We start from the raw sequence: 12,302 nt of genomic DNA, 5'->3' as shown, positions 1-12,302 counted from the left end.
TAATGATCTGCCGCGTTGCTCGTTAAATATTAGTGATTGACCTTATTGCCTGAATGCGCAAGATTATTGTTGAATAAACAGTCAATATGCTAAATATATTTAATGCACGTATGAAAGGATTTAAGATATGGATTTTGAAAATGAATTGACCAGTAAGATCCTTGATCCCATTCACGGCACTATTCGTTTGACGACACTCGAGATTGCCTTTATCAATCACCCCCTGTTCCAGCGCTTACGCAACATTAAACAGAACTCTTTTTTATATAAGGTGTTTCCCTCTGCGGTGCACAGCCGCTTCGAACACTCTCTCGGGGTGCTGCATTTATCAAGTGAAATACTCAATAATTTACGCCTGAATGCGATACGGTATCAAAAGAAATATGATGATGGCCATGTGTTTGGTCATATCGATCAGATACCAAAACACAACATTCAGGAGTTGAGACTCGCTGCCCTGATGCATGACATCGGGCACGGGCCGGTATCCCACCAGTTTGAGAGTTTTATGCCTGGTAAGCACGAATTCTCCGATGTTCTCCCCACAGCCTACCATTCAATCATTGATGTATTAAGCAAGCCAGAACAGAAAGTTGAACATGAACAGCTTTCGCTGTTGTTCAGTCTGATGATTTATCATGATCTGAGAAAACAAGGTAAGGTCGATGACGAAATAAATATCGAAAATGTGTTAAAAATCATCGAAAAAAGATACGGTGACCAACAGATCATTGAGGAAATTAATGGAAAGGCAACAGATATCCTGCCGTTAATGACCTCGATCATCTCTTCCTGTCCGATCGATGCCGACCGGATGGATTACTTGCTCAGAGATGGCTATTTCTCCGGCGTCAAGTGTGGCATCTACGATTACAATCGCTTGTTTATGTCAATTGTCCCGGTCGAGGAACAGGGAAAATTGTACCTTGCTTACAAAGAGAGTGGGATTGATTCGATCGCTGAGTTTATTGGGGCGCGCTCCAGCCTTTTCTCGCAGGTGTATTACCATAAAACAAACCGCGCCTTTGCGACGATGTTGAGCACATTATGTGAGATTATGCAAAGCAAGGATCCACAAAATGTCATTATCGCTGACGTTACCGACCGTATCGTTGACCATAGCGATGAAAGCTTCATCGACGCGCTGAAGGATTTTTATTTGGCGTGCAGTGATGATTATTTTTTGAATGACAAGGTTGGTGAATGGATAGATATCAGCGATACCGAGGCGGTTAATAAAAAAATACTTGATGACATTATTAACCGACACCCATGGTCGAAGGTCTATGAGGCCAAACACTCTGTGTATAAAGCTAACATCGCTGACAAGGAAAATAAGGCGTGGAAGAGTCAACTCACCGGGTTATTGACTTCTGTATTACAGCCTCATTTCAAACCACATGAATTTGCCGTTGATATTGTCTCCGACTGCGCCTTTAAAGACCTGGATAAAACCGAAGTTAAGCTTTTGGTGAAAGATCTTAAGAACCGCTACGAAATAAAACCGTTAATTGAATGTGGTGATAAGTTAAATCAGTATCAAATCATCAAATATTGCATTCGGGTATTTGTTGACCGCGATATCAAAGAACGCGTAACTCCTGAAATAATCTATAAAATCAATGAAATAGTGGTCAAGCAGATCGCGTTGCTGAATTGATGATGCCCGTCAGGGCAGCGATAAATCTTTCAGGGGCTGGTTTTTTAACCGGCCCCTGAAGATAAGCGGTAAATCGTGGCGCATCCCCGCCATCGGTATAACATACAACAGCGCGTTTACCCGAGACTAAACACCGCGCTGAGGCATAGATTCCCGCAGGGGAGCGGGTGGCTCAACAAAAACACCGGCTCAGTATGGTTATTCCGCCAGCAGGGCGGCGAATTTCGCCAGCCACTGTGGATGAGCCGGCCAGGCGGGGGCGGTAACCAGGTTACCGTCCACATGCGCCTGGTCGATACCAATATCCGCATAGTGCCCGCCGCTCAGGCGCACTTCCGGAGCGCAGGCGGGATAGGCGCTGCAGGTCCGTCCCTGCAGAATACCGGCGGCGGCCAGCAGCTGCGGGCCGTGGCAGACGGCGGCGATAGGTTTACGCGCGGCGTCGAATGCCTGTACCAGTTTAATAACCTCCTCGTACAGGCGCAGATACTCCGGCGCCCGGCCGCCGGGGATCACTAGCGCATCGTAGTTCTCGGCCTTTACTGCGGCGAAGTCAGCGTTCAGCGTGAAGCGATGGCCCGGCTTTTCGCTATAAGTCTGGGCGCCGTCAAAGTCATGGATTGCGGTCATGACATAGTCGCCAGCGGTTTTATCCGGGCAGACGGCATCGACCTGGTGGCCAATCATCTGCAGCGCCTGAAAAGGAACCATCGTTTCGTAATCTTCGGCATAATCGCCGACCAGCATTAGGATTTTCTTGCTCATCTTTGTGTCTCGTTGTGGGCGAAAGGTGTCTTAGATATAGCCTGGCGACTTGCAGAATGCGAACCGTTCAGGATGCCGACGACGGTGTCATGTGCGTCTTGTAACCGGGCTCATGTTTTTTTGCTAACGACAACTTTGTCCGACATCGCGCTGTGGCTCGTTATCCGCAAAAAATCGGTTTGTGGGGAGTAAGGGTAGCAGAAGAATATTGTTACCGTTTAGATTTCGCGCCTGCACTATTAAGCGTCCGCCGCGAAGGGGCAATCGGATGGAAGCCAGATATTATCCCTCTGAGTAATTTATTGCGTTGTTACGCTAAATTTGCATAATGAGCGAATTATATTGCCCCGGTCGTCTCTATGGTTTCCTTTATTCATCCGCTTAATGTTTTAGTACGCCTTATAGTATCCATTGCAAACATTCCTTTGGTGCATTATTTATTGAATTTATCATTGGCTGTTGTTACACATTTCAAATATTGATATTCATGGTGCTTTTATTTTCGTGGTGAAAGGGGGTGTTTATGAATAAATATAATTATTAGGTGGTTAAGTTGATCGGTAATCCATTTTTGCTTTATCATCGTCACGTTTCACATCAATATATCTTCAATAATTATTCCTTAAGGAAAGGAACTGCTATGGCTGATACGTTCCAGAATGAAGTCCCCAGGGCGCGCATTAATCTCAAATTATCTCTTCATACCGGCGGCGCGCAAAAGAAGGTCGAACTGCCGCTGAAGCTGCTTACCATTGGCGATTTTAGTCATGGGAAGGAAAACCGGCCTTTATCGGAAAGAGAAAAAATCAACGTCAATAAAAATAATTTTAACAGCGTACTTTCGGAATTTAGCCCGGAAGTTAACCTCTCGGTGCCGAATACGCTGGCCGGCAATGGCGAAGAGGAGAACGTCAGACTGCGTTTTACCGACATCAAAGATTTTGAACCGGAGCAGGTTGCCCGGCAAATTCCGCAACTCCGCGCCATGCTGGCGATGCGTAATTTATTACGCGAACTCAAATCCAATCTGCTTGATAACGCCACTTTCAGAAAAGAGCTTGAGGCAATCCTGAAAGATCCGGCGCTGTCCCAGGAATTACGCGACGAAATGAGTGCGCTTGCCCCGAAATAAGTGCGGGGCAAGTCTGTTAATGGATTAACCGGGAAAATGCTAATGTCTGTTACCACAGAAAACGCCCCTGTTCAGGGGCAAACCACGCTGCAGGAAAACAGCGCGGGCGAGGGCGTTTACGCCTCGCTGTTTGAAAAAATTAATCTCACCCCGGCGTCTCGCCTCGGGGATATCAACGACTTTCTGGACGATGCCGCGCTCTCCGAGGCGCCGGCGGCGGAACGTCTCACCGCGGCGATGCAGGTGTTTATGGAACGCATCCGTCAGTCCGGCCAGCGGGTGGAAAAGCTCGACAAAACGCTGATCGACCACCATATCGCCGAGCTGGATTTCCAGATAAGCCGTCAGCTGGACGCGGTGATGCACCATCAGGAGTTTCAGCAGGTCGAATCCCTGTGGCGCGGCCTCAAACAGCTGGTGGACAACACCGACTATCGGCAGAACGTCAAAACGGAGATCCTCGACGTCGCCAAAGACGATCTGCGCCAGGACTTTGAGGACGCGCCGGAGCTTATCCAGAGCGGCCTCTACTGGCACACCTATACCGCGGAGTATGACACTCCCGGCGGCGAGCCGATCGGCTCGGTGATCTCGGCCTATGAGTTCGACGCCAGCCCGCAGGATGTGGCGCTGCTGCGCAATATCTCCCGCGTCTCTGCGGCCGCCCATATGCCGTTTATCGGCGCAGTCGGCCCGGCCTTCTTCCTGAAAGAGACCATGGAAGAGGTGGCTGCCATTAAGGATATCGGCAACTACTTCGATCGTGCGGAATATATCCGCTGGAAGGCGTTTCGCGAAACCGACGATGCCCGCTACATCGGTCTGGTGATGCCGCGCGTGCTGGGTCGTCTGCCGTACGGTCCGGACACCGTGCCGGTGCGCAGCTTCAACTATGTCGAGCAGGTGAAAGGTCCGGACCACGAAAAGTATCTCTGGACCAGCGCGGCGTTCTCCTTCGCTTCCAATATGGTGAAGAGCTTTGTCAATAACGGCTGGTGCGTGCAAATTCGCGGTCCGCAGGCCGGCGGCGCGGTGAAAGATCTGCCCATCCATCTGTACGATCTGGGCACCGGCAACCAGGTGAAAATTCCTTCCGAGGTGATGATCCCGGAAACGCGGGAGTTTGAGTTCGCCAGCCTGGGCTTTATCCCGCTGTCGTACTACAAAAATCGCGATTACGCCTGCTTCTTCTCGGCCAACTCCGCGCAGAAACCGGCGCTGTACGATACCGCCGACGCCACCGCCAACAGCCGTATCAACGCGCGTCTGCCTTATATCTTCCTGCTGTCGCGCATCGCGCACTACCTGAAGATGATCCAGCGCGAGAATATCGGCACCACCAAGGACCGGCGTCTGCTGGAGCTGGAGCTGAACACCTGGGTGCGGAGCCTGGTGACAGAAATGACCGACCCCGGCGACGAGCTGCAGGCCTCCCATCCGCTGCGCGATGCCAGCGTGGTGGTGGAAGATATCGAGGATAACCCGGGCTTCTTCCGCGTGAAGCTGTACGCGGTGCCGCACTTCCAGGTCGAGGGGATGGACGTCAATCTGTCGCTGGTTAGCCAGATGCCAAAGGCGAAGGCGTAGGTTCGGACGATGATGAAAACGGAACGTCCGTTGTGGGGCCGGGGCATTATGGTGTCGCCTCAGCATTTTCAACAGCAGGCTGCGTATGCAGCCTGGACTGCGGAAGTGATTGCCCGGATGGGTCTTAACCACCCCTGGGGAGTGGTTGAGGCGACCTTCGAACCAGAGATGCTCAAACTGGGCCGCCTGCAGGCTCACAGGCTGCAGGTCCGGTTCCAGGATGGCACGATGATTGATACGGACAATGCCGATGCGCTGCCGTCCGCGCTGTCGCTGGACGGCGCGTCCGGCGAGGCGGTGATCGTGCTGGCGCTGCCCCTGATGCAGGCGAATGGCGGCAACTGTCTGAAGCCGGAGGAGGTGGCCGAAAGGCCGGCGCGCTTCCGGCAGCGCTGGCGCGATGTCCGTAACCAGTTTGGGGATGATACCCGGCAGATTGCCGTCATACAGCCGGAGCTGACCCTCCGCTTCGCCCACCAGGACAACAGCGATTACCTGACCTGTCCGCTTGTTCGCCTGCAGCGGGACTCGCAGGGGGCCTGGCTTATCGACGAGACGTTTCTCCCGCCGCTGCTGCAGATCCAGGGCAGCCGCTGGCTGGCGACGCAGCTTGAACAGCTGCTCATCCAGCTCCGGGCTCGTCTGACGCGCCTGATGGCCATGCGTCGCGAAAGCAATGAACGGATGGCTGATTTTGCCGTAGCCGATGTCTCTCTGTTCTGGTTGCTGAATGCGCTGAACAGCGCCGAGCCGGTGCTGGGGTACTTTCTGCGTTACCGGCAAAGCCCGCCGGAACGCCTCTACCCGGAGCTGGCGCGCCTGGCTGGTAGCCTGCTGACCTTTTCGCTCACCCATCAGGCGAATGCCGTCCCGATCTATCAGCATGACCAGCTGAACGCGGTTTTTCCGCCGCTGTTTGATTTACTGAGCGACCTGCTGGAGGCGAGCCTGCCATCGCGGGTGGTGGCGATTGCCCTGGAGCATGATGCCCGGCTGCACTTCTGGCAGGCGCGTCTGCACGATGCCCGGCTGCGGGAAGGGGCTGATTACTACCTGTCGGTTCGTTCGTCGGTACCGGTCGCCCAACTGCAGGAGCAGTTTCCGCGACAGTGCAAAGTGGGCAGTCCGGATCATGTCAAAGCCATCGTCAACTCCTCGCGGACAGGGGTGCCCCTCACGCCATTGCGTCATGTGCCGGCGGCGATCCCGCTGCGTCTGGAAAATCAGTATTTCAGCCTCGATGTGTCCCACCCTCTGGCGACGGAAATGCTGCAGAGCGGCACCTGTATGTTTTACGTCCCGGGGATGCTCGGTGAGCCTGAACTTGAACTTTTTGCGGTACTACGAACGTGAATGAGCCTAAACGCGGCAACGCCGCGTCCATTGATATTGATGTGCTGCTGCAGAACACCTGGCTGCAGGTTATCAGCCTGCGCCACGGCCCGCAGTTCCGCGATGAGGAAGGGTACACGCTATGGCAGCGCTGTATCGCTGATGTCGAGCGCGTGCAACATGAGCTGAAGGCGAGCGGGCTTGATGACGCCAGCTGTCAGCATATTCTCACCGCCCAGTGCGCGCTGCTCGATGAAGCCGTGAAAGGTCGCGGCGTGGAGGATGAGGCCTGCCTGCAGTGGTATGACATTCCGCTGCAGGGGCACTTCCTCGGCACCATGGACGCCGGCGACACCCTGTGCGAGCGGATGCGTGATGTGTTGCGTGAACCGGCGCCCAACCTGGCCGTGGTCACCTGTTTTCAGCGGGTGATGCTGCTGGGTTTTATTGGCAGCTTTCGCTCCCTCCACGACCCCGAGCGCCTGAAGCTGGTCAACGCGCTCGGTGAGCGTGTTCCTCCTTTTCAGTGCCCGGCTACCGCTCCCGTACTGGTAGAGAGTCGCGCCGGTCTGGGGATAAGCGGCTGGCTGGCCCCATGGCCGGTACGTATTGGCCTGAGCGTGGTAGTGGTACTCGCCCTGTGGTGGGGGCTCAACCACTGGCTCGATCACCTGCTGCTGACCTTGTTACCGGGGGAGGTGAAATGAGCCCCGCGCAGCAGCGTGGGCTGGCGCTGTGGGCCAGTCTGCTGAGTGCGCTGGTGTGCCTGCTATTTTTGCCGGTTCCCCGCTGGGGGGCGTGGCTCATTCTGCTGGTCACGCTGGCCCTGATCATCGGGATCTGGCGCATCGCCAGTCGTCGTACCGGACGTAACGTCGCATCAACCCAGGCCCCTCTCCCGGAGGGCGCTTATCGCCAGCCGGTGGTCCTCGTTTGCGGCGACCTGCCGTGTGTCTGGCCGCCAGCGTCACCGGTGCGAGTGGTCAAACAGGGCTGCTGGATCCGCGTGAAAAAGACGGAGGAGCTGCAGCAGGTCGCGCGCCAGGTATTGAGCCAGCGGCCGGAATGGGGGCCTCAGCTGTCGGTGCTGCTCTGCGTCTGCCCGCAGCGGCATGCGCAAAGCGATGCGCTGACCAGCGCTCTGCTGGCCCTGCGCTGGCAACTCAGCCAGCTGCGCCAGCAGACGGGGTATGCCGTACCGCTGGCGCTGCAGGGGCAGGTGGGCAGCGCGATGAGTCGCGACCTGTTGTGGCAGGCGGCGATACCGGGTGAAGCGGTGAAAGTCTGGCAGCCCTCCTGCGCCCCCTGCTCCGTACCGGCCTGGGTACGCGCCGGCGGGGCGGCCGCGCTGGAGCAGCAGGTGCTGATGAACAGCCTGATGGACTGGTCTGAACAGCACGTCCATGCCGTGTTGACGGAAGAGAATACCGACCTGCCACCTCTGACCCCTGCGGCCGTGCTGTGGGGCCTCGGGCCCTCGCTGCCCGGAAGTCTGGCATCGTCGGCCTGGACGACGTGGTTATCCCGACATAGCGGCCTGTCGCGGGTAGCTGGCTGGCAGCCAGATGAGAGCGACACCGGGGACGCTTCAGCTTTGCCGGAATTCATCCTGCCGCAGTTACCGGCGGGACGGGGACTCACGCCACGAGGCAGGGCCTGGCGCGCGGCGCTCGCGATTTTCACCCTCGCGGCTGTCGCCGCGCTGCTCAGCAGTGGCTGGAACAATCGACAACTGCTGCAGCGCGTTGGCGTCGATATTGCGCGTTATGAGCGGATTGCGATGGATGATTATCGACCAAAAGCCAGCGCTGTCAGGGTGCTGCGTGAAGATGCCGCGCTGCTTGATAGCTGGGCGCGTAACGGCGTCCCGCTGCGCCTGAGTCTGGGCTTATATCACGGGGAGCAGATTCGCCTGCCGTTGCTGGAGGCGATTCGCGGTTACGTGCCGCCTCCGCCTCCGCCCAGGCCGGTGCAGCGCGTTGCCCCGAACGTCATCCGCCTTGACAGCATGTCGCTATTCGATACCGGGAAATGGGTACTGAAGCCTGGTTCGACAAAGCGGCTGGTCAACTCGCTGATGGACATTAAGGCCAGGCCCGGGTGGCTGATCGTGGTGGCGGGTCACACCGACAGCGTGGGTGAGGAAAAAGCCAACCAGCTATTGTCGCTGAAACGTGCGGAATCGGTCCGCGACTGGATGCGCGATACCGGCGACGTGCCGGACAGCTGCTTTGCCGTTCAGGGCTATGGCGAAAGCCGACCAATTGCAACAAACGATACGCCGGAAGGCCGTGCGCTGAACCGTCGTGTCGAAATCAGTCTGGTGCCGCAGGTAGACGCCTGCCGGTTACCGGACCAACCCTCTGCGTCATCCCAGGATGATGGCGCTTCACTACACAATGGAGAGTAATTCCATGGCAATTCCTGTTTATCTTTGGCTGAAAGACGACGGCGGCGCGGACATTAAAGGGTCTGTCGACGTTCAGGATCGTGAAGGCAGTATCGAAGTGGTGGCTCAGGAGCATAACCTGTACATCCCGACCGATAACAACACCGGCAAACTGACCGGCACGCGTATTCATACGCCGTTCCTGTTCACCAAGGAGATCGACTCCTCCAGCCCCTACCTGTACAAGGCGGTGACCACCGGTCAGACCCTGAAGTCCGCCGAGTTTAAGTGGTACCGAATCAACGATGCCGGCCAGGAAGTGGAGTATTTCAATACCAAACTTGAGAACGTCAAGGTGGTGAAAGTGAATCCCCTGATGCACGACATCAAAAACCCCGCCTACGAGAAGCACAACCATCTGGAACAGATTGAGCTGCGCTACGAGAAGATCACCTGGACCTATAAAGACGGCAACATCATTCACTCCGATAGCTGGAACGAACGCGCCACCGCGTAATTGCCCGTCATATTTCGCGCCGCTGGCGCGCAGGCGACGTTCGCTCATCCCGGCCGCATCGTTATCTCTGCGGCCGGGGATTATTGCGGGCGATCGCCTGATGCGGGCAGCGTTTCTCTGCCCGCCGTTTTTTGCTGAGCGCCTGAGATACGGGTTCTCAGCAAAGAAAAACACAATCTGTCTGCCTGACCTTGTGCGCTTGGGGTTCCTGTTCAGGAACAGCGACGGGCGGTAGCGTGTCCGGAAACAATAAGAGAGGATCTCATGGAAAATCCAGCCAGCCTGTTACGCCGTCTTAATCCCTGCTGTGCCCGCGCAATGGAGGGGGCGGCCTCCCTGTGCCAGACCCGGGCGCATGCCGAGATCCTGCCCGAGCACTGGCTGCTTAAGCTGCTGGAACAGGGGGAAGGCGATCTGACGGTGCTGGCGCGGCGCTATGAATGGGATATGGATGCGCTGTGGCAGGATCTGCTGAGCTGGCTGGATAAACAGCCGCGCTCGGTACGTCATCGTCCCCAGCTCTCTGACCATACCCTGAGGCTGATGCAGGAGGCCTGGCTGATTGCCTCTCTCAGCGGCGAAGCGCAGATCCGCAGTGTTCACCTGCTGATGGCGCTGGTTGAAAAACAGAATCTGATCCAGTGCGATGGCCTGTGGCCGCTGTTAACGCTGGGCCAGCGTCAGCTGGAACGCCTGCGCCCCTTGCTGGATGCCCAGTCCGACGAACGTCCGCCAGCGCAGCAGGAAGCGGCGCTTGCGCAGCTCCATGGTGGGGACGTGGAATTTGTGGGGCGTCCTGCGGGCAGCGAACTGAATGCGGATGGGCTCAACCCGGCGCTGCAGAACGCGCTGGACAAATTCACTCTCGACGTCACCGCCAAAGCCAGAGACGGCCAGATTGACCCGGTGTTCGGACGCGACACGGAAATCCGCCAGATGGTGGATATTCTCTCCCGTCGGCGAAAAAACAACCCGATCCTCGTCGGTGAGCCGGGCGTGGGCAAGACCGCTCTGGTGGAAGGCCTGGCGCTGCGCATTGCCGAAGGCAACGTCCCCGACGCGCTGAAGCCGGTGTCGGTGCGCACCCTTGACCTCGGTCTGCTGCAGGCCGGCGCCGGGGTCAAAGGCGAGTTCGAGCAGCGGCTGAAAAATATCATTGAGGCGGTACAGCAGTCGCCTTCGCCGGTGCTGCTGTTTATCGACGAGGCGCACACGATCATCGGCGCGGGTAATCAGGCGGGCGGCGCGGATGCCGCCAACCTGCTGAAGCCGGCGCTGGCCCGGGGCGAACTGCGGACTATCGCCGCCACCACCTGGAGTGAATACAAGCAGTACTTCGAGCGCGACGCCGCGCTGGAGCGCCGCTTTCAGATGGTCAAGGTGGATGAGCCGGACGACGACACCGCCTGCCTGATGCTGCGCGGCCTGAAGTCCCGCTATGCCGACCACCACGGCGTGCATATCACGGATGATGCGGTGCGCGCCGCCGTGACGCTGTCACGACGCTATCTCACCGGTCGCCAGCTGCCGGACAAGGCAGTGGATTTACTCGACACCGCTTCCGCCCGCCTGCGTATGAGTTTGGATACCGTGCCTGAGCCGCTGACCCGCATGAAGGCGCAGCTCACCGCGCTGGCAATGGAGAAGCAGGCGCTGCTGGAAGATATTGCGCTGGGCAACAGCGCCCGCGGCGATCGGCTGGCGGCCATTGAGCAGGAGGAGATCCGCCTTATTCTGGCGCTGGATACCCTTGAAACTCAGTATGGTCAGGAGCTGCAGCTGACGGAAGCGCTGCTCGCCTGTCGCCGCGATATCTCCCGCCAGGCGGAAATTAACGACCTGCAAACCGCGCTTATCGCCGTCCAGCAGGGCAATCCGCTGCTCGGGCTGGACGTCGAGGTCCGCACCGTGGCGACGGTGATTGCCGACTGGACCGGCGTGCCGCTCTCCTCGCTTATGAAAGATGAGCAGACGGAGCTGCTGAGCCTGGAAGAGAGTCTCGGCAAACGGGTGGTTGGCCAGGAGGCGGCCCTGAGCGCTATTGCCCGGCGCCTGCGCGCCGCGAAAACCGGCCTGACGCCGGAGAACGGTCCGCAGGGGGTGTTCCTGCTGGTCGGGCCGAGCGGCACCGGCAAAACGGAAACGGCGCTCACCCTGGCCGATGCGCTGTTCGGCGGCGAGAAAGCGCTGATCACCATCAATCTCTCCGAGTACCAGGAGCCGCACACCGTCAGCCAGCTGAAGGGTTCTCCGCCGGGCTACGTCGGCTACGGCCAGGGCGGGATCCTGACCGAGGCGGTGCGCAAACGCCCCTACAGCGTGGTGCTGCTCGATGAGGTGGAAAAGGCCCATCGCGATGTGATGAACCTGTTCTACCAGGTCTTCGACCGGGGGGTAATGCGCGACGGCGAGGGGCGTGAAATCGACTTTCGCAACACCGTGATCCTGATGACCGCCAACCTCGGTAGCGACCTCCTGATGCAGCTGCTGGATGAACAGCCGGAGGCCAGCGAATCAGACCTGCACGAGCTGCTGCGCCCGGTGCTGCGCGGCCACTTCCAGCCGGCGCTGCTGGCCCGCTTCCAGACGGTGATTTACCGTCCGCTGCCGGCGGCAGCGCTGCGCGCCATTGTCGGCATGAAGCTCGGGCAGGTAAGTCAGCGTCTGGCTTGCCATTACGGAATCACCACCACCCTCAGCGAGAGCCTGTTCGACGCGCTGACCGAGGCCTGCCTGCTGCCGGATACCGGCGCCCGCAACGTCGACAGTCTGCTGAATCAGCAGATCCTGCCGGCGCTGAGTCAGCAGCTATTGAGCCATATGGCGGCGGGGCAGAAACCGCGCCAGGTGACGCTGGGGTATCACGAAGAGGAAGGCGTCGTGATGGCGTTTGACGAGGGGACAATATCCGATGAGTAGC

9 protein-coding genes are annotated in these 12,302 nt (G+C 57.6%); 8 read left to right on the top strand and 1 reads right to left on the bottom strand.

Annotated elements, in window-relative coordinates; translation table 11 throughout:
• Positions 1-127 precede the first annotated feature (127 nt).
• Positions 128-1,660, top strand: coding sequence for an HD domain-containing protein (locus tag KHQ26_RS04980; RefSeq protein ID WP_004224331.1), 1,533 nt, complete (start codon positions 128-130; stop codon positions 1,658-1,660).
• 198 nt (positions 1,661-1,858) lie between these two features.
• Here KHQ26_RS04980 and KHQ26_RS04975 read toward each other — a convergent pair whose 3' ends face one another.
• On the bottom strand, positions 1,859-2,425 hold the full coding sequence (locus tag KHQ26_RS04975) for a DJ-1/PfpI family protein (RefSeq protein ID WP_004179538.1): 567 nt from the start codon (positions 2,423-2,425) through the stop codon (positions 1,859-1,861).
• 640 nt (positions 2,426-3,065) lie between these two features.
• Between KHQ26_RS04975 and tssB the strand changes: the two genes are divergently transcribed.
• The 7 genes from tssB to tssH all read left to right on the top strand — a co-directional run bounded on the left by tssB (position 3,066) and on the right by tssH (position 12,301).
• Positions 3,066-3,557, top strand: a complete 492-nt coding sequence (gene tssB, locus KHQ26_RS04970; protein WP_049124148.1) for a type VI secretion system contractile sheath small subunit — start codon at positions 3,066-3,068, stop codon at positions 3,555-3,557.
• Positions 3,558-3,599: 42 nt separating this feature from the next.
• Entirely contained in the window at positions 3,600-5,144 is a 1,545-nt protein-coding gene (tssC, locus tag KHQ26_RS04965; protein WP_014907727.1) for a type VI secretion system contractile sheath large subunit, read from the top strand.
• A gap of 9 nt (positions 5,145-5,153) precedes the next feature.
• Positions 5,154-6,497 (top strand): type VI secretion system baseplate subunit TssK, encoded by a 1,344-nt coding sequence (gene tssK, locus KHQ26_RS04960; RefSeq protein ID WP_004176432.1) that lies wholly within the window; start codon positions 5,154-5,156, stop codon positions 6,495-6,497.
• Positions 6,494-7,183: a type VI secretion system protein TssL, short form gene (tssL, locus tag KHQ26_RS04955; RefSeq protein ID WP_020804527.1), complete on the top strand. Its 690-nt coding sequence runs from the start codon at positions 6,494-6,496 to the stop codon at positions 7,181-7,183. Before tssK ends, tssL begins: the two co-directional genes overlap by 4 nt.
• Entirely contained in the window at positions 7,180-8,886 is a 1,707-nt protein-coding gene (locus KHQ26_RS04950; protein WP_049124146.1) for an OmpA family protein, read from the top strand. Before tssL ends, KHQ26_RS04950 begins: the two co-directional genes overlap by 4 nt.
• 4 nt (positions 8,887-8,890) lie before the next feature.
• Positions 8,891-9,382: a type VI secretion system effector Hcp gene (gene hcp, locus KHQ26_RS04945; protein WP_002902160.1), complete on the top strand. Its 492-nt coding sequence runs from the start codon at positions 8,891-8,893 to the stop codon at positions 9,380-9,382.
• Positions 9,383-9,646: 264 nt separating this feature from the next.
• Complete coding sequence (gene tssH, locus KHQ26_RS04940) at positions 9,647-12,301, top strand: type VI secretion system ATPase TssH (RefSeq protein WP_020804524.1); 2,655 nt, start codon at positions 9,647-9,649, stop codon at positions 12,299-12,301.
• Position 12,302: the final 1 nt, after the last annotated feature.

It is taken from the genome of Klebsiella sp. 10, assembly GCF_018223925.1.
GTDB lineage: Bacteria > Pseudomonadota > Gammaproteobacteria > Enterobacterales > Enterobacteriaceae > Klebsiella > Klebsiella pneumoniae.
The sequence above is the reverse complement of the archived record's forward strand: the minus strand, read 5'-3'. Positions and strand labels throughout refer to the sequence as shown.

Coding starts and splice junctions, on each gene's coding strand:
- tssK (WP_004176432.1), top strand. CDS start 5,154: ATGATGAAAACGGAACGTCCGTTGTGGGGCCGGGGCATTATGGTGTCG.
- KHQ26_RS04975 (WP_004179538.1), bottom strand. CDS start 2,425: ATGAGCAAGAAAATCCTAATGCTGGTCGGCGATTATGCCGAAGATTAC.
- tssC (WP_014907727.1), top strand. CDS start 3,600: ATGTCTGTTACCACAGAAAACGCCCCTGTTCAGGGGCAAACCACGCTG.
- KHQ26_RS04950 (WP_049124146.1), top strand. CDS start 7,180: ATGAGCCCCGCGCAGCAGCGTGGGCTGGCGCTGTGGGCCAGTCTGCTG.
- KHQ26_RS04980 (WP_004224331.1), top strand. CDS start 128: ATGGATTTTGAAAATGAATTGACCAGTAAGATCCTTGATCCCATTCAC.
- tssB (WP_049124148.1), top strand. CDS start 3,066: ATGGCTGATACGTTCCAGAATGAAGTCCCCAGGGCGCGCATTAATCTC.
- tssH (WP_020804524.1), top strand. CDS start 9,647: ATGGAAAATCCAGCCAGCCTGTTACGCCGTCTTAATCCCTGCTGTGCC.
- hcp (WP_002902160.1), top strand. CDS start 8,891: ATGGCAATTCCTGTTTATCTTTGGCTGAAAGACGACGGCGGCGCGGAC.